The organism is Longimicrobium sp. (genome assembly GCA_036387335.1).
Lineage (GTDB): Bacteria > Gemmatimonadota > Gemmatimonadetes > Longimicrobiales > Longimicrobiaceae > Longimicrobium.
Map to the genome: position 1 here is coordinate 1 of DASVTZ010000248.1, position 16,054 is coordinate 16,054.

General features: G+C 69.2%; 19 protein-coding genes. 6 read left to right on the forward strand and 13 right to left on the reverse strand.

The features are described from left to right. The 6 genes from VF647_25165 to VF647_25190 form a co-directional block, all read right to left on the reverse strand. Window positions 1-446 (reverse strand): hypothetical protein (locus VF647_25165; protein HEX8455394.1); only part of this gene is annotated, 446 nt, incomplete at its 3' end. Window positions 447-539: 93 nt separating this feature from the next. Further along, a complete protein-coding gene (locus VF647_25170) occupies window positions 540-806 on the reverse strand; it encodes a CopG family transcriptional regulator (protein ID HEX8455395.1) in 267 nt (88 codons plus the stop codon). A gap of 64 nt (window positions 807-870) precedes the next feature. After that, entirely contained in the window at window positions 871-1,308 is a 438-nt protein-coding gene (locus VF647_25175) for a hypothetical protein (protein HEX8455396.1), read from the reverse strand. Further along, window positions 1,305-1,562, reverse strand: coding sequence for a DUF5654 family protein (locus tag VF647_25180; protein HEX8455397.1), 258 nt, complete (start codon window positions 1,560-1,562; stop codon window positions 1,305-1,307). The genes VF647_25175 and VF647_25180 overlap by 4 nt, the downstream gene beginning before the upstream one ends. Before the next feature lie 31 nt (window positions 1,563-1,593). Beyond that, window positions 1,594-2,067 (reverse strand): hypothetical protein, encoded by a 474-nt coding sequence (locus VF647_25185; protein HEX8455398.1) that lies wholly within the window; start codon window positions 2,065-2,067, stop codon window positions 1,594-1,596. 69 nt (window positions 2,068-2,136) lie between these two features. Beyond that, window positions 2,137-4,191 carry a thioredoxin domain-containing protein gene (locus VF647_25190; GenBank protein HEX8455399.1) on the reverse strand — a complete coding sequence of 685 codons (2,055 nt, stop codon included), beginning with the start codon at window positions 4,189-4,191 and terminating at the stop codon, window positions 2,137-2,139. A 142-nt stretch (window positions 4,192-4,333) separates the two neighbouring features. On the opposite strand from VF647_25190, the gene VF647_25195 reads away from it, so the two are divergent. From VF647_25195 to VF647_25205, 3 genes are read left to right on the forward strand one after another with little or no spacing between them, the layout of a single operon-like run. After that, complete coding sequence (locus VF647_25195) at window positions 4,334-4,627, forward strand: type II toxin-antitoxin system Phd/YefM family antitoxin (protein ID HEX8455400.1); 294 nt, start codon at window positions 4,334-4,336, stop codon at window positions 4,625-4,627. 8 nt (window positions 4,628-4,635) lie between these two features. Continuing rightward, window positions 4,636-4,932 (forward strand): type II toxin-antitoxin system RelE/ParE family toxin, encoded by a 297-nt coding sequence (locus VF647_25200; protein HEX8455401.1) that lies wholly within the window; start codon window positions 4,636-4,638, stop codon window positions 4,930-4,932. A 2-nt stretch (window positions 4,933-4,934) separates the two neighbouring features. After that, complete coding sequence (locus VF647_25205; GenBank protein ID HEX8455402.1) at window positions 4,935-5,162, forward strand: DUF433 domain-containing protein; 228 nt, start codon at window positions 4,935-4,937, stop codon at window positions 5,160-5,162. Window positions 5,163-5,241: 79 nt separating this feature from the next. Here VF647_25205 and VF647_25210 read toward each other — a convergent pair whose 3' ends face one another. The 3 genes from VF647_25210 to VF647_25220 all read right to left on the reverse strand — a co-directional run bounded on the left by VF647_25210 (window position 5,242) and on the right by VF647_25220 (window position 8,672). Then, window positions 5,242-6,792 carry an MBL fold metallo-hydrolase gene (locus tag VF647_25210; protein ID HEX8455403.1) on the reverse strand — a complete coding sequence of 517 codons (1,551 nt, stop codon included), beginning with the start codon at window positions 6,790-6,792 and terminating at the stop codon, window positions 5,242-5,244. Between the two features lie 252 nt (window positions 6,793-7,044). Then, window positions 7,045-8,280 (reverse strand): M56 family metallopeptidase, encoded by a 1,236-nt coding sequence (locus VF647_25215; protein HEX8455404.1) that lies wholly within the window; start codon window positions 8,278-8,280, stop codon window positions 7,045-7,047. Continuing rightward, window positions 8,277-8,672, reverse strand: a complete 396-nt coding sequence (locus VF647_25220) for a BlaI/MecI/CopY family transcriptional regulator (protein HEX8455405.1) — start codon at window positions 8,670-8,672, stop codon at window positions 8,277-8,279. The genes VF647_25215 and VF647_25220 overlap by 4 nt, the downstream gene beginning before the upstream one ends. Before the next feature lie 162 nt (window positions 8,673-8,834). Between VF647_25220 and VF647_25225 the strand changes: the two genes are divergently transcribed. The 3 genes from VF647_25225 to VF647_25235 all read left to right on the forward strand — a co-directional run bounded on the left by VF647_25225 (window position 8,835) and on the right by VF647_25235 (window position 11,730). Beyond that, window positions 8,835-10,328 (forward strand): RNase adapter RapZ, encoded by a 1,494-nt coding sequence (locus tag VF647_25225; protein ID HEX8455406.1) that lies wholly within the window; start codon window positions 8,835-8,837, stop codon window positions 10,326-10,328. A gap of 2 nt (window positions 10,329-10,330) precedes the next feature. Beyond that, a complete protein-coding gene (locus tag VF647_25230) occupies window positions 10,331-11,059 on the forward strand; it encodes a nucleotidyltransferase family protein (GenBank protein HEX8455407.1) in 729 nt (242 codons plus the stop codon). A 68-nt stretch (window positions 11,060-11,127) separates the two neighbouring features. After that, window positions 11,128-11,730, forward strand: coding sequence for a hypothetical protein (locus VF647_25235; protein HEX8455408.1), 603 nt, complete (start codon window positions 11,128-11,130; stop codon window positions 11,728-11,730). 262 nt (window positions 11,731-11,992) lie between these two features. On the opposite strand, the gene VF647_25240 is transcribed toward VF647_25235, so the two are convergent. The 4 genes from VF647_25240 to ctaD form a co-directional block, all read right to left on the reverse strand. Next, window positions 11,993-12,874 carry a cytochrome c oxidase assembly protein gene (locus tag VF647_25240; protein ID HEX8455409.1) on the reverse strand — a complete coding sequence of 294 codons (882 nt, stop codon included), beginning with the start codon at window positions 12,872-12,874 and terminating at the stop codon, window positions 11,993-11,995. Between the two features lie 137 nt (window positions 12,875-13,011). Further along, the gene (locus VF647_25245; GenBank protein HEX8455410.1) at window positions 13,012-13,362 is read right to left on the reverse strand and encodes a cytochrome C oxidase subunit IV family protein; all 351 of its coding nucleotides are present in this window, start codon (window positions 13,360-13,362) and stop codon (window positions 13,012-13,014) included. Window positions 13,363-13,369: 7 nt separating this feature from the next. Beyond that, entirely contained in the window at window positions 13,370-14,011 is a 642-nt protein-coding gene (locus VF647_25250) for a cytochrome c oxidase subunit 3 (protein ID HEX8455411.1), read from the reverse strand. A 40-nt stretch (window positions 14,012-14,051) separates the two neighbouring features. Further along, window positions 14,052-15,989: a cytochrome c oxidase subunit I gene (gene ctaD, locus VF647_25255; protein HEX8455412.1), complete on the reverse strand. Its 1,938-nt coding sequence runs from the start codon at window positions 15,987-15,989 to the stop codon at window positions 14,052-14,054. Window positions 15,990-16,054 lie beyond the last annotated feature (65 nt).

Below are 16,054 nucleotides of genomic sequence, written 5' to 3' on the forward strand. Positions count from 1 at the left end.
TAGGGCGTGAGGCGGATCGGCTCCGAGCGGAACGAGGGGATGACCTGCACCCATCCGCGCGCCACGGGTCCGGAGTGGAAGAAGTAGTACGCCGTCGCGCCCCTCTCGCCGCCGTGGCTGATGACGAGCACTGGCAGGCGCCGCCCCTCCGCCCCGTTCGGCACCCTCACCGCGCCGTAGTGGCGGATCCCACCTACGGTGTGCGACACCACCATCGTCCGCCCGGTGCGCCCTTCACGCTTCGTGGATTCCACGCGGTAGCCGTGCGCCCCGGTGTCGCGCCCGGCCCAATCCGCCTCCACCGCCGCGATCTCGGCGGCTGTCGGAGGCGCAAAGAGCGCGTCCAGCATCGGCCCCGACTGCGCCGGCGGCATCCCCTGCGCGCACCCGGCGAGCGCGGCCAGCCCGGCGGCGAGTAGAGAGCGGAAACAGTGTCTGCGGATCAAAATCGTGCTCCGGAGTGGGATGATCGGATTCTCGTCAGCCCTTGCGAGGCTGCCACTCAGGAACGCGTGAAGGCGCCGTAGCCGCACGAAGGTTCACGTTTCGCTATGGAAGGCGACGAAGTCGGGGAGGTCCTCGCGGTCGCTCCAGAGGCCGCGGGCCTGCTGCATCTGAAAACAGCGCTCCGGCTCGGGCTGGGCGAGCATCGCGTCGATCGCCTCGCGGATCAGCTCGCTCCGGGACCGCCCGGTTCGGCGAGAGAGCGCCTGGAGGGCACCCTGTTCCTCGGGCGTGAGATAAAGCTGGGTGCGGACCACGAGACCTCTCCCGGCGTTGATGATCGGCGGAGTCGAGCTGGACACGCGATCTGGCGGTGCACGTCGCGGGCCTTCCAGTCGGGATGTGCAGAACGGGTGCTTTCGGTACTTATCCCAGCTCCGGTGGGGACAGCAGGCGGCTGGCGAGGGCGTATTCGACGTCGGATGCGAGCTCCCGGGCATCGGTGCGGTCGCGGCGGCGGATGCGGAGTGAGACCTCGCCGGTGGCGGCGCGGGGGAAGCCTTCGAGGGCGCGCAGGTCGGCGGCGGCGATCTCCAGGCGCGGACGCCACCAGGGACCCGCCACCCGCACCGAACGCAGCGCGCGGAGCGGAACCAGCAGCTCGCGCACGCCGGACTCGTCGGTGCCCTGCTCGTGGCGCCCGCCGCGAAGCCGCTGGAACTCCTCGATGGTGCGGAACTGGAGGCGCAACGCCTTGTCGTCCAGCGACGCCACGCCCACGACCGACGTTTTGACGATGTGCATCTCGCTTCCCCCCGCGAGTTGCTCGCTGCGCGGCGGGAGGGTGAAGTGGACGGCGCTCATCCCTCCGCTTCGCGATGGAACGCAACGTCGCCGCCCACACGCGCGGATGCCCGTGCGAGCAGCGTCAGGACCACGACCGCGAGGACGGTGGCGAGGATCGCGTAGGTGTACAGGCCGGCGAGGCTCTCGGAGGTGCCGAACACCTGTTTGATCGTGGCCTTGATCGCCTCGTTCCAGGCCAGCGCCGCGACCAGGCCCAGCGAGGCCGAGGCGAGGGTGATCATCGTCTGGAGCATCACGCGCGGGTTGGTCATTGCGTCTTCTCGGCTCACGGATTCGGGTGGGTCAGCGGACCTGGACCTGCTGCGTCATCGCGGTCTTCGTCTCCCAGCCGGTGCCGCCGTACGTGTGCACCACGCGCAGGGTGTAGCTCCCCGCCGGCACGCCGCGCAGCGTGGCGTCGAAGGCCAGCGTGCCGATACTCTGGACGCACATCTCCGCGGTGGAGCGCGCGCTGACGGTGAGGGTCAGCGTGCTCCCCTCGCGCGTCGCGGTGCCGCTGAGCGCGTAGCACGGATTGGGGGTGGAGATGGTGCCGCGCACGGCGACCGTCCCCGTGCCGCCGGTGGCGCCGTCGGGTTCGCCGCCGGGCTCGCGCTGCTTGAACTCGACGGTCACCGGTCCATTCGCCGCGGGCGACTGCGCGGGCGCCTGTCCGGTGGCGGGGGTGCCGCTGCCGGTTCCGGAATCGCCGGGTGCGTTCATCGAGCAGGCCAGGAGCGCGGGGACGAGGATCAGGGGAGCGAGCAGGCGTCGCATGGTTCGTTGGGGTTCGGGAGACTTCGGCGGCAAAGATCCGCCGCCACGCCCCGGGCCGCAAGGATCGGGCTACGCGTCCACCCCGAGCTGCCAGGCCAGGTCCTCCGGCGTCGTCACCGGCCGCTGGCAGGCGAAGCGCTCGCAGACGTACGCCGTCGCCTTTCCGTCCAGCGCCGTGCGGCCCCGCAGGAGCGGGATCAGCTCCGCCACCTCCTCGCCCTCCTCGGGGCGGCGCAGCGCGACGGCGGTGTTGGGAAGGTAGGCGCGGCGCACGACGGCGAGGAGCGCTTCCGTGTCCTCGGCACCGGGGCGACCGACGATCGCCACCTCCTGCGGAACGGCCAGGTAGCGGTCCAGCGCGGTCACCAGGTGGCTGAACGCGCCCGGGAAGCGCGCCAACTGGTCCGCGAAGCTCGCCAGGACCCGCTCCGCCACGTTGCGGAAGCGCTCCTCTCCCGTCAGCTCGGCCAGGCGCAGGAGGGCGAGCGTCGCGGCGGAGTTGCCGGAGGGGGTGGCGCTGTCGTACAGGTTGCGGGGGCGCACCACCAGCGCCTCGGCGTCGCGCGCGGTGTCGAAGAAGATCCCCTGCTCGTCCTCCCAAAAGCGCTCCAGCATCCCCTGGCCGAGCGCGCGCGCCTCACGCAGCCAGCGCGGGTCGAAGGTGGTCTCGTAGAGCGACACCAGCGCGTCAGCGAGGAGGGCGTAGTCTTCCAGGAAGGCGCCGATCCTGGCGCGTCCGTCCTTGTAGGTGCGCAGCAGCACGCCCTCTGGACGCAGCGCGCGCAGGAGGAAGTCCGCGTTGCGCTCGGCCGCATGGCGGTAGTCGGCGCGGCCGAGGACGCGCGCCGCATCGGAGAAGGCGTGGAGCATCATGGCGTTCCACGAGGTCAGCACCTTGTCGTCGCGACCCGGCCACACGCGCCCGGCCCGCGCCGCGTACAGCTTCGGCCGCGCCCGCTCGATCGCCTCCATCAACTCATGCACGCTGATGCCGGCATCCGCCGCCACCTCCACCGGGTCGCGCGGGGTTTGGAGGATGTTGTGCCCCTCGAAGTTGCCCGCCTCCGTCACGCCGAAGTAGCTCCGCACGAGCGCGCCGTCCTCCGGCCCCACGACCGCGTCGATCTCTTCCCGCGTCCACACGTAGAACTTCCCCTCCTCGCCCTCGCTGTCCGCGTCGAACGCCGAGTAGAAGCCGCCTTCCGGCCCCGTCATCTCGCGGAGCACGAAACCGAGCGTTTCCTCAACCACCTGGCGGAACTCGGGATCGCCGGTGGCCTGGAAGGCGTGGACGTACGCCTGCGCCAGGAGGGCGTTGTCGTACAGCATCTTCTCAAAATGCGGAACGAGCCACTGCGCGTCCACGCTGTACCGCGCGAAACCGCCTCCGATGTGGTCGTACATCCCGCCCGCGTGCATGCGCCGCAGCGTATGTGCGGCCATCTGCAGCGCCTCCGGTCCCCCGGTGCGCTTCCAGTGGCGGAGGAGCACCTCGATGGTCATCGGCTGCGGAAACTTGGGCGCGCCGCCGAAGCCGCCCCAGCGCGCGTCGAACCTCGTGGCCAGGTGATGCGCCGCGCGGTCCAGCACCGACCCGCTGAGCGCGCTCGCCGCTCCCTTTGGCACCGTGTGCTGCAGCGACTGGCGGATCTCGGCGGCGCTGCGGTCCACCTCGCCGCGGCGCGTGCTCCACGCATCGGCCAGCGCGGTCAGCACCTGCGTGAACGAGGGCATTCCGTGGCGCGGCTCGGGCGGGTAGTAGGTGCCGCCGTAGAAGGGCGCGCCGTCGGGCGTCAGGAACACCGTCATCGGCCACCCGCCGTGCCCCGTCATCCCCTGCACCGCCGCCATGTAGATGCTGTCGATGTCCGGCCGCTCCTCGCGGTCCACCTTGATGTTGACGAAGTGCTCGTTCATCAGCGCGGCCGTTTGGGGATCTTCGAACGACTCGTGCTCCATCACGTGGCACCAATGGCACGCCGAGTAGCCCACCGAGAGCAGGATCGGCCGGTCCTCGGCCCGCGCGCGCTCCAGCGCCTCGGGGCCCCAGGGGTACCAGTCCACCGGGTTGTCCTTGTGCTGCAGCAAGTACGGGCTGGTCTCGTCGGCGAGGCGGTTGGGCATGGGCCGGAACGTTTCAGGGAGATCGATGGAGTCTTGCGACGCGGCAAAGCGCGGGCCCGGACCACCCATCCCGCTGGACAGGAGTGCCCGTCAGCACTATCATGAAATCAACTGCGAATTTCCTGCTTAATGGAGCGCCACCATGATCGACCTGAACGACATCTATTCTCTCAGTGATTTTCAGCGGAAGACTCGCGAACACATCGAGCGGCTCAAGCAAACCGGGAAACCAACCGTGCTTACCGTAAACGGAAAAGCGGAGCTCATCGTACAGGACGCCTCCGCGTACCAGGCGCTCCTCGATCTGGTGGAGCAGGCCGAGACGATCATTGGAATCCAGCGGGGATTGCGCGCCTTCGAGCGCGGTGATGCGCGCCCCGCGGAGGACGTGTTCGATGACCTTCTGGGTCAGGCGCCGGCACGCAAGTCGGCGTGAGATACCGGGTGGACGTGTCTTCTGTGGCGGAGGAGGAGCTTCGGGAGGCGAAACGATACCTGGAGAAGCACGCGCCAGAATACGTGTCCGAGTGGGGAGCGCGGATGCGGCGCGCGGTGCTGTCCCTCCGCGAGATGCCTCACCGCTGTGCTTCCGCTCCCGAGAAGGATCTGTTCGGGCTCGAGCTGCGCCATCTGTCGGTGGGATCGTACCGCATCGTCTTCCACGTCGAAGGAAAGACGGTGCGCGTTCTCTACATCCGGCATTCCGCCATGCAGCCGCTCGATAAGGCCGACGAAGAGTGATCATGGCGAGTATCAGCGCCGCGGTTCATTGTGACCCCGAGATCCTCGGTGGCGTACCCGTGTTCGTCGGCACCCGGGTGCCGGTTCAGAACCTGTTCGACTACCTCTCGGGCGGGGACAGTCTGGATGCCTTCCTGCGCTCCTTTCCCACGGTAAGCCGAGAGCAGGCGGTGTGCGCGCTGGAGCAGGCTGGAGAGGCTTTGAAGCGTATTGCTCACGCTGCTCACTAAGTGCAGGAGAGTCAAAGGAGTGCAAAGCGCCCCGCGTCCAGCCTGGACGCGGGGCGCTTCGGTTCTGGATTGAGGTCGCCTAGTGCGCGCTTGCGCCCCTGCGGATCGCCTCGCGGAGGTCGTCCATCGTGCCGTTGAGGCCGTGCACGGCGCCGATGGTGCGCACGTCCAGGCGGAACCGGCGGATGAGGGATTCGAGGTCGCGGTTGGCGTCGGGCGAGACGACGGGGCCGCCTTGCTCGTTGATGCGCAGCAGGTCGCCCTGGAAGAGGAGCTTCTGCGCGGGGACGTACACGGCCAGCATCGCGGCCGCGTGCGAGGTGGGGCCCACGTTAAGTACCTCCACCGCGCGCGCTCCCCGGCCGATGGTGCGGCGTCCGGACAGCGTCTCGAACACCGCTTCCGGGGCCGGCGCGCGCCGCGGCTGGCCGATGCGGCCGAGGGTGCGGGTGACGGAGATCATCCGCCGGATATACGCCTCGCTCCCCGGCGCAACCAGGATCGTGGCACCTCGCGCCGCGTACGCCGGGATGCCGCCGATGTGGTCGCCGTGGTGGTGCGTGATGACCACGTAGCGGATCGGACGGCCGGGGAACGTGTGCTCGATCAGCGCGATCGCGGCGCCGGTGGCTTCGGGGTTGAGTGGCGCGTCCACCACCACCAGTCCCTCGTCCGTGTCCACCACCAGCGAACGGTAGCCACCGCCGATCCGCTCCACGAAGTACACGCCCTCCGCCACGCGCGTCATCGCGGGCGCGCCACCGGGCGCCGGGAACGCGTAGCCCGCCGGGACGCGGAAGAGGCTGTCCGGGAGCTCGGCGGCCGGGGCGAACGAGACCAGGCGCTGCCGTCCCGTGAGCAGCCCGTTCCAGCGCAGCTCCAGCCGGCGCGGCACCGCGAAGCCCGCGACCTGCTCGTAGCCCGCGAAGTGCACCGCATCCACCTCGTCGCCCAGCGAGCCGTTGCCCATCTCCTCGCGGCGGATGAGGAGGTGGGTGGCGGTGTCGAAGTAGAGGGTGACCGGGTCTCCCTCGGCGGTCGTGTACGAGATCGCCTCCTCCTGCCCGGTGCGGCCGAGATGTCGCAGCGTGTTGGAGCGATCGAGGGCCTGGCGGATCAAAAGGACCGGCATGTTTGCGCCAAGCGACGATAGTGCCCGCCGCTGCTGTGTCCCCGTGGTGTCGCGCTGGAAGGTGGTGCCGCCCATTCCGCGCTCCGGGCGATGGTTGTAGCTCAGGAACTCGCGGCCGCTTCCTGCCCACCGGAACGCGTTCAGGTAGCCGCCGCCGAAGCTGAACTCGCGGTCCCACGCGAAGCGGCCGCCCGCGAGGTCGACCCGCACGTCGCTCACCACCGCGCGCGCGTTCCCGGCCGTGTCCCACGACGCGGCGGGCACGCGGCCCTGCGTGGGCGCGTAGTCCTCGCCCTCCCAGCGGAACGAGGCCGCCGTGAGCCCGCGGATCGCAGCCGCGCCGCCGTGCGCCTCCGCGCCCAGGCGCAGTACCTCGGCGGCGCGCGAGTAGGAGCTCCACAGCGGGCCTTGCGGGGCTTGCGCGGTGAGGGCGGCGGGGGTGGGGGCGAGCAGGAGGGCGGTGAGGAGGAGATGGCGGCGCTTGGTGTGGAGGGGCATGCGGGTGCTCCGGGTTTGTGGTGGTGGTGGTGTGCCAAATTTTTGGCTCTTTGCTGCGCGGGGAGGGCCCTCACCCCCGTCTCGTTACACTCGACTGCCCCCTCTCCCGATAACGGGAGAGGGCTGCGCCCTCGCCGTTATCTGGAGAGGGGGCTTAACTGCGGGCGCGGTACGGACATCTGTGGGGCGCGATTTATCGCGCCCGTGGCCGGCGACGCGCCGTCGTCTGGCGTGGCGTTCAGATAACGTGGTTCAGCCGCCGGGCCAGCCGAAGCGGATGACCATGCCCGCCCGTGTGCCAGGGCGGAGGCGGGCGCCGAAGCGGGCCATCGCGGGGACGGCGGGGTTGGGCTCGGTGCGCAGGGTGGCGTGCAGCGCCGCCACCGAGGCGGGGTCGCCGAAGCGGGCGATGCTCTCGGCGGCGAAGGCGCGGCGCGTCCAGTCGGGCGACGCGAGGGCGGTCCAGAGCACGTCCGGGCGCGGGCTCAGGCGCATGGAGCCGACGACGAGGACCAGCACGATGCACGCAGCGGCGGTCGCGAAGGAGATCGCGGGGGACGGCGCGGGGCGCGGGGACGGGGTCAGGATCGCGCGCAGCCTCAGGCGGAGCTGGCCGCGGCGGAGGAAGCCTGCGGCCACGATCGCCGGTCCGACGGCGCCGAAGCCGCGGGCGCCGTCCGCGATGCGCAGGAGGCACTCGGCGTAATCGGAGGGGCGGACGCCGGCGCGAAGGACGCGCTCGTCACAGGCCCGCTCCCGCTCGGTGGACAGGCGGTGCGCGGCCCACCACGCGCCCGGATGGAACCACCAGAGCGCGCACGTCAGGTGCGCGAAGAGTTGGAGGAGGCAGTCCAGCCGCCGCACGTGGGCAAGCTCGTGCAGGAGCACGGCGCGGCGATGCGCATCCGGCCACTCGTCCGCGTCGGCGGGCAGGACGACAGCGGGGCGCAGCGTGCCCCACGTGAGCGGCGTGCCGATCCCCGCCGCGCGCAGCAGGCGCACGCGGCGCCGCACTCCCAGCGCGGCCGAGCACTCGGCGAGCAGCGCGAGCCAGCCCGCATCCTCCACCGGATGGGCACGGCGGGAGAGGAGCGCGACGGCCGTCCATCCCCAGGCGAGGCGCCCCAGCACGAGCGCGGCGCCCGCCATCCAGGCTATCCCCAGCATCGTCGTCCAGGGCAGGGCGAGCGCGCCGGGCCAGCTCTGCGCCACCATCGTGGAGCCGATCGCCACCATCGGCTCGGCGAGGACGGAGGGGACCACGTGGGCGCTCCAGTGCAGCGGGAGCATGCGCAGCTCCGGCAGCGGGAGCAGGGCGACGAGGGCCGCGGCCCAGAGCTGCGCCCGTACGGAGGCGGGTGCGCGGCGGAGGAGGAGGGCCGCCGCGGCCAGGATCAGCAGCAGGAGGGTGGCGCGGAGGGAGGTGGCGTAGCGGAGCCAGGCCCACTCCGGACTCCACACCGGGTCCAGCGCCATCCACCCGTTCACCGCCCCTCCTCGCGCTCGCGGCGGATCATCTCGACCAGCTCGTCGCGCTCTTTCGGCGTCAGCGGGCGCTCGGAGAGGTCCAGGAGCGTCGCGACGGCGGCGCGGGGCGAGCCGCCGAAGAAGGTACGCAGCAGGTGCGCCGCAGCCGAGCGCTGCGCCGAGTCGCGCGGCACGGTGGGAAGGTAGATGTGGCGCGGGCCATCCTTTTCGTGCTTCAGGTGCCCCTTGTCCTCCAGAATGCGCAGCATGGTGCGCACGGCTGTGGCGCTGGGCGGGTCCGGAAGGCGCTCGTGGATCTCGGACGCGCTCGCCCGCCCCAGGCGGAAGACGACGTCCATGATCTGGCGCTCGCGGCGGCTCAGCTCGGAGTCGGGGGAGGTGTCGGAGGCCATCGTCGAGGCGTGCGGGGGAGGTGGATCGCTCTGGTGCCAAAATAATGGCACACCTGGGCGAAGGCAAGGAAGTCGTTGCGGGCTCACCGTAGCGGCACCGGGGTTGCACGCTTATCCTGTTGGCAGCGAAGGCATTCAGGCATACCCAGGAAGACGGGCCCCGTGGAGCAGATTTTTATTCGTTTGTTCGAGGAGCGGTTCGGCAAGCCGCCGGCCTCCATCCTCCAGATCGAGGGCGATGGCTCCAGCCGCGCCATGTACCGCTTGATCGGCGACGGGATGGAGACGGCGGTGGGCGTGGTGGGCCCCGACCGCGACGAGAACCGCGCCTTCCTCTCGTACTCGCGCGCCTTCCGCTCCATCGACCTTCCCGTGCCCGAAATCTACGCGGTGGACGAGGAGGCGGGGCTGTACCTGGAAGAGGACCTGGGCGAGACGACGCTCTTCGACGCCATCGTCGAGGCGCGCGCTGAGGACCCAGGGGCCGACTTCCCCGCCGCCATGATCCCCATCTACAAGCGGATCCTGGAGACCCTCCCCCGCTTCCAGGTGGAGGGAGGCAAGGTGATCGACTACTCGGTCGCGTACCCGCGCGCCGCGTTCGACCGCCAGTCGATCCTGTGGGACCTGAACTACTTCAAGTACCACTTCCTGAAGCTGGCGCACGTCGACTTCAACGAGGCGCGCCTCGAAAAAGACTTCCGCCGGCTGACGACGTTCCTGCTGGCGGCGGACACGCGCCACTTCCTGTACCGCGACTTCCAGAGCCGCAACGTGATGCTGCGCGACGGCGAGCCCTGGTTCATCGACTACCAGGGCGGCCGCCGCGGCGCGCTGCAGTACGACGTCGCGTCGCTGCTGTACGACCCCAAGGCGGGGATCCCGGAGGCGCTGCGCGAGGAGCTGCTGGAGCACTACCTGGACGCGCTGCACGAGCACCTTTCAAGGGTGGACCGCGAGCGCTTCCGCCAGCACTTCCGCGGGTACGTGCTCGTGCGCATCATGCAGGCGATGGGGGCGTACGGCTACCGCGGCTTCTTTGAGCGCAAGCCGCGCTTCCTGCAGAGCGTGCCGGGCGCCATCCGCAACATCGAGCGGCTGCTGGAGACCGGCTTCGTGGCGCTGGAGCTCCCCGAGCTGCGCTCCGTCTTCGAGCGGATCTGCAACAACGCGGCGCTGCGGAAGTCGCAGCCCAAGCCGTTGCCCGGGCTCACGCTGTACGTGGGGAGCTTCTCGTACAAGGGCGGCTATCCGGACGACAGCGGCGGGCACGGTGGCGGCTTCGTCTTCGACTGCCGCGCGGTTCACAACCCCGGGCGCTATCCGGAGTATGCGCCGCTCTGCGGGTGCGACGAGCCCGTCAGCGAGTTCCTGGACACGCTCCCCGAGACGGCGGAGTTCTGGGAGAACGTGCGCGACCTGGTGGAGCGGCAGGTGGGGGTGTACCTCACCCGCGGATTCCAGTCGCTCAGCGTGTACTTCGGGTGCACGGGGGGGCAGCACCGCTCCGTCTACTTCGCGGAGAAGCTGGCGGCCCACCTGCGCACGTACTACCCCTCGGTGAACGTGGTGCTCAGCCACCGCGAAGAGGGGAAGTGGCCCGCGCGCCGCGCCGCCGCCGAAGCAGCCTCCCGGGCCCACCTCGCGGTGGTCTGAGCGTGGACGCCCTGATCCTGGCGGCCGGGCTGGGTACGCGCCTCCGGCCGCTGACCGACCACACCCCCAAGGCGCTGATCGACGTGGGCGGCGTCCCCATGCTGGAGCGCGTCGCCCGCCGGCTGATCGAGGCGGGCGCGGACCGGCTGATCGTCAACACGCACCACCTGGGCGAGCAGATCGCGCGCTACGTGGAGGAGCGTGGCGGCTTCGGCGTGGAGACGGTCATCTCGCACGAAGAGGGCGAGCCGCTGGAGACGGGCGGCGCGCTCGTGGCCGCGACCGACCTCTTCCGCAAGGACGCGCCCTTTTTCGTCCACAACGCGGACATCCTCACCGACCTCCCGCTGGCCGAGATGTACGCGGCGCACGTGGAGGCCGGCGACCCGCTCGCCACGCTGGCGGTGATGGAGCGCCCCAGCACGCGCGGCTTCCTCTTCGACGACGCGGGGCTGCTGGGCCGTGTGGACCACACGAAGAAGCTGGACATCCGCGTGCGCCCGGCCGTGGGCGAGGCGAGGGCGGTGCCGTTCGCGGGGGTGCACGTGATCTCGCCGCGCATCTTCGGGCTGCTGACGGAGCGGGGCGCCTTCTCGGTGCTCGACCCGTACCTGCGCCTGGCGGGCGTCGGCGAGCGCGTCCTCCCCTTTCGCGTGGACGGCCGCCTCTGGCTGGACATCGGGCGCCCGGAACAGCTCGAGGCGGCGCGGGCGGCGGTGGCGAAGGGGTGACCCGTGGCTGGAATGCCTCTTGCCCCGTCGCGGCGCCCACACGTGACGCACGGGAAAGGGGGATACCGATGAGAAGGACGATCCAGGTGGCGGCGGTGCTGGCGCTGGCGGCTTCGGCGGGGGCCTGCTCCCGCGGCGGGCGGGCGGTGGAGGACGGCGAGCCGGCCACGCAGGAGCACAAGGTGGGCGAGGCGCAGGACGAGCGTCAGTCGCACGAGGCGTCCGAGGCGGACCAGCACGACCAGAACCCCGGCGCGCCGCGCAACGTGCGCGATCCGGTGAACGGAATGTCGCAGGCGGGCGCGCTGACGGCGCTCAACAACTCGGGGGTCACGGGCAACTTCAGCATGATGCCCGCCGGCAACGGCACCACGGTCAACCTCTCGGTGAACGCGCCCACGGGCGGGTCGGGCGGCTTCCGGGTTTCGGTGAATCAGGGCCCGTGCAGCCAACTCGGCGCGCAGGTCGCGGAGGTCGGGCAGGTGCAGGTGGGCGGCGCCACGGTGGCGGGGCAGACGTTCACGCTCGCCCTCCCCACCACGCAGGTGATGAACGGCGAGCACGCGCTGGTGGTGTACGGCGGCACGCAGCCGGTGGCGTGCGCCAGCATCCCGCGCAACACGCCCGTCCCCGGCACCACCGGCACCGCTCCCCCGCCGCCCGCGAGCTGACGGCGAAGGTCCCCAGAACAGGAGCGCCCCCGATGCATGAGCGTCGGGGGCGCCATTCGTCGTACGCCTGACATCCTAACTGCAGTCTCACGCGGAGACGCGGAGGCGCAGAGAGAACCGCAACAACAGGGCTCACACAGAGACACGGAGACACAGAGAAAGAACAGCAGGAGAGGTGCTTGGTGGGGTGAGCGCCCTTTCGCCCCTCCCCCGCGGTTTGGGGGAGGGGCCGCGAGGAACGAGCGGGGGAGGGGGCCCTCTCCTACCCCTGCGGGAACGCGGGCGGCTTGATGACCAGGCCGGAGCGGGCCAGCTTCCGCGACTGCGTCTCGTCCGCGGTGACTTCGGGGACGGTCCAGCGGAAGTAGACGACGGTGATGGCGACCCATAGCATCAGACCGCCGGGAACCCACATGATCACCCCGCCCAGCCGCTGGTCGTCCAGCGGCGAGATGGGGAAGAGGCGCGGCGCCTCCACGTACCAGCGGTACAGCTCCGTCTCCGAAAAGGTGATCAGCGCCGCCGACACCATCATCGGAATGCCGAGCACGAAGAGGTAGACCATCTGCAGCGCCGGAGCGATGCGCGGAAGCTCCTTCATGGGGCTCATCACCGGCCACCACATGATGGTGCCCGTCACCATGATGGTGAGGTGCATGGCGACGTGCACGCCGTGGTTGCGCATCATCAGGTCGTACGGACCCGGAAAGTGCCACGCCAAAAAGATGGTGTTGTTGAGCGCGAACGCCACGATGGGAAAGGTGAGCATCCGCGCCACGAAGGCCACCGGCCGCAGCCGCACCGCCGGGCGCAGCATCCAGTCCGGAATGCCGTACAGCAGAAACGGGGGCATCACCAGAATCAGCACCAGGTGCTGCACCATGTGCGCGCTGAACAGGAAATAGTCGCTCAGCTCGTGCAGCGGCCCCTGCAGCGACAGGAACATCGCCGCCATCGCGATCGAGAACGAGGCCACCTTCTTCGCCGGCACCGGCTCCGACCCCGGAAAGCGGCTCCGCAGCGGCCCGATCAGGAGGAAGTAGGCCGCCCCCAGCAGGAGCCACCCCACCATGAACTGCGGATATACCTTCCACTCCTGCCAGGAAAACGACTCCTGGTGCAGGAGCGCGAGCGTCATCATCATCCGGAGCACTGCCTGTTTGGGTTCCCGCCTGAAAAGCCGGAGCGGGGCAGGGCTCACTCCCCCGCCCCGCTCTGCCCTGCAAGAGACCAGGGACCAGGAATCATCAACGTCGATTCCCCATTCCCCATTCCCCATCCCTAACTTCCCAGCGCCGCCCCCGCCCTCGGCAGCACCTGCTGCACGATGTACATCGCGCCGATCACCAGAATCGCGAGCGCCGCGGGGAAGATGAAGATCCCCGTGAAGATCTTGCTGTCGAACTTCAGGTGCATGTAGTACATCACCACCGTGATGAACTTGGCGGCCGAGAGGATGGCGATCACCGCCGCGGCGGAGCCGGCGTTCAGAATGCCCCACCGTTCCTCCGCGTAGTACGCCAGGATCTCGAACACCGTCATGACGGTGAGGATCACCCCGATCATGGCGTACTGCTTCGGCCCCGGATGCGTGTGCTGGTCGTGCGCGATCTCGCGCTGCTCGCTGCTCATCTTCGGTTCACTTGATCAGGTAAACGAGGGCAAAGATCACGATCCAGATCACGTCCACGAAGTGCCAGTACAGGCCCGCGATCTCCACGCTCATGGAGCGCTCCGGGCCGAGCTGGTTCTTGATCGCCAGAATCCCCAGCGTGCTCAGGTAGATCACCCCCACGAAGACGTGGGCCCCGTGGAACCCCGTCAGCAGGAAGAAGGTGGACCCGAACTGGTTGGTCTGCAGCGTCAGCCCCTCGTGGACGAAGGTGGTGAACTCGTACGCCTGGAAGCCCAGGAAGACGAGCCCCAGCCCCGCCGTCAGGAAGAGCCACAGCATGGCGCCCTTGCGGTCGGCCCGCTGCACCGCGGCCAGCGCCAGCACCATCGCCAGCGAGCTCATCAGCAGCACGAAGGTGCTCAGCGACGTCAGCGGGATGTCCAGGATCCCGTGCGCCTCCTGCCCCGTGATCGTGCGGCCGGCGTGGGGGAGCGGGCCTACCAGGCTCCGCCCCTTGTACGCCAGGTAGGTGGCGATCAGCGACCCGAAGAGGAGGCACTCCGAACCGATGAAGGTCCAGAACGCCATCTTCCGGTTGTCCAGCCCGGTGCTGGTGTCCAGGTGCGCGGGGTTCGCGGCGTGGTCGGCCGCGTTCACGATGCTCACGTAGCGTATCTCTCCGTCCCGAGGCTCGGGGTCGTCAGGCTCAGTGCCCGGGCTCGAAGGCCCACTTGAAGATGGAAACCGCGACCAGCAGCACGCCCGCCACCGACAGGAACCACAGGTTGTGCAGCGTCCCTTCCAGGTTGCGGAAGATCAGCGACCCGAAGGTCATCAGGATGCCGAAGGCCAGGATGATCGGCCAGTGCGACGGCGGCGGAAGGTGGATCCCCAGGTCGTGCGCGCTCATCTTGCTCTCGGCGTCCGGATACTCGATCTCCCCCACCTGCGTGCCGCCCACGGTGATGGAGTTCACGTCCTCGGCCACCTTGCCGTGCGGAATCCCCGGCTCCTTGCTGGCGTCCGCCTCCCACAGCGGCATGCGCGAGTGCACCAGGGGGATGTCGCGGAAGTTGTAGACCGGCGGCGGCGACGGGATCGACCACTCCAGCGTCGCGGCGCCCCACGGGTTGTCCCCCGCGACCGCGCCCCTGCGCGTGGAGCGGAGGATGTTCCACACGAACACCGCGGTGGCCAGCGCCAGCAGGTAGGCGCCCATGGTGGACATGAAGTTCATCAGGTTCCACCCGAGGTCGCCCGGGTAGGTGAAGGTACGGCGCGGCTGCCCGTACATCCCCAGGAAGTGCATCGGGAAGAACGCCAGGTTCATCCCCACCAGCGTCCCCAGGAAGTGGATCTTCCCGAGCTTCTCGTCCATCAGCCGGCCGAAGATCTTGGGGAACCAGTAGTAGACCCCCGAGAACAGCCCCAGCACCGTGCCGCCGAAGAACACGTAGTGGATGTGCGCCACCACGAAGTACGTGTCCGTCTGCTGCAGGTCCGACGGCGCCACCGAGTGCATCACCCCCGAGATCCCGCCCAGCGTGAACATGGCGATGAACGCCACCGCGAAGAGCATGGAGGTGGTGAAGCGGATGGAGCCTCCCCACATCGTCCCGATCCAGTTGAAGATCTTGATCCCCGTGGGGATGGCGATCAGCATGGTGGAGAGGGCGAAGAAGGCGTCGGCGATCGGCCCCAGACCCACGGCGAACATGTGGTGGCTCCACACGCCCCACCCCAGCCAGCCGATGAGCACCGAGGCGAACACCATCACGTTGTAGCCGAAGAGCGGCTTGCGGCTGAACGTGGGGATCACCTCGCTGATCATCCCGAAGATGGGGATGATCAGGATGTACACCTCCGGGTGGCCGAACATCCAGAAAAGGTGCTGCCACACGAGCGGATCGCCGCCCTTGGCCGGGTTGAAGAACGTCGTGCCGAACATCCGGTCGAACATCAGCTGCGTGATGGCGATGGTGAACACCGCCATGGCCGTCACGATCAGCACCTGCGTGATCAGCACCATCCAGGTGAAGATGGGCATGCGCATCAGGCGCATCCCCGGGGCCCGCATGTTCAGGATGGTGACGATGAAGTTGATCCCCGCCAGGATCGACGAAAGGCCGACGATCTGCAGGCCCAGCACGTAGAAGTCGACGTTGGGGCCCGGGTTGTACTGCCGCTCCGTGATGGGCGCGTAGGCGAACCACCCCACGTTGGGCGCCATCTGCGTGACGGCCGCGAAGAGCAGCATCAGCCCGCCGAAGAAGTACACCCAGTACGACAGCGCGTTGAGCCGCGGGAACGCCACGTCGCGCGCGCCGATCTGCAGGGGCACGATGTAGTTGAAGAAGGCCGCGGTCAGCGGCATCAGCGCCAGGAAGATCATCGTCAGCGCGTGCTGCGTGAACATCTGGTTGTACAGATCCGCGCTGATGAAGCTGTTCTCCGGCACGATGAGCTGCGTGCGGATGAACAGCGCCTCGATCCCCCCGACCAGGAAGTAGAAGATCGAGGAGAAGAAGTACAGGATCCCGATCCGCTTGTGGTCGACGGTGGTGATCCAGCTCCACACCCCCGTTTCGGTGTGGGGTGCGGCTGCGTGGGCGTGCGGCGCAGCCACGGTCGCGGTCGATGCCATTCCTACTCCATCAGGTTGCGGCGCCGCGCGTGGCGCCGTGGATCACTGGATTCGCGGCCCCGCCG

What these genes read in the sequence shown, in the direction of transcription:
- VF647_25175 (HEX8455396.1), bottom strand. Translation starts at nt 1,308, where the DNA reads ATGAGCGCCGTCCACTTCACCCTCCCGCCGCGCAGCGAGCAACTCGCG.
- VF647_25180 (HEX8455397.1), bottom strand. Translation starts at nt 1,562, where the DNA reads ATGACCAACCCGCGCGTGATGCTCCAGACGATGATCACCCTCGCCTCG.
- VF647_25185 (HEX8455398.1), bottom strand. Translation starts at nt 2,067, where the DNA reads ATGCGACGCCTGCTCGCTCCCCTGATCCTCGTCCCCGCGCTCCTGGCC.
- VF647_25190 (HEX8455399.1), bottom strand. Translation starts at nt 4,191, where the DNA reads ATGCCCAACCGCCTCGCCGACGAGACCAGCCCGTACTTGCTGCAGCAC.
- VF647_25195 (HEX8455400.1), top strand. Translation starts at nt 4,334, where the DNA reads ATGATCGACCTGAACGACATCTATTCTCTCAGTGATTTTCAGCGGAAG.
- VF647_25205 (HEX8455402.1), top strand. Translation starts at nt 4,935, where the DNA reads ATGGCGAGTATCAGCGCCGCGGTTCATTGTGACCCCGAGATCCTCGGT.
- VF647_25210 (HEX8455403.1), bottom strand. Translation starts at nt 6,792, where the DNA reads ATGCCCCTCCACACCAAGCGCCGCCATCTCCTCCTCACCGCCCTCCTG.
- VF647_25220 (HEX8455405.1), bottom strand. Translation starts at nt 8,672, where the DNA reads ATGGCCTCCGACACCTCCCCCGACTCCGAGCTGAGCCGCCGCGAGCGC.
- VF647_25235 (HEX8455408.1), top strand. Translation starts at nt 11,128, where the DNA reads ATGAGAAGGACGATCCAGGTGGCGGCGGTGCTGGCGCTGGCGGCTTCG.
- VF647_25240 (HEX8455409.1), bottom strand. Translation starts at nt 12,874, where the DNA reads ATGATGATGACGCTCGCGCTCCTGCACCAGGAGTCGTTTTCCTGGCAG.
- VF647_25245 (HEX8455410.1), bottom strand. Translation starts at nt 13,362, where the DNA reads ATGAGCAGCGAGCAGCGCGAGATCGCGCACGACCAGCACACGCATCCG.
- ctaD (HEX8455412.1), bottom strand. Translation starts at nt 15,989, where the DNA reads ATGGCATCGACCGCGACCGTGGCTGCGCCGCACGCCCACGCAGCCGCA.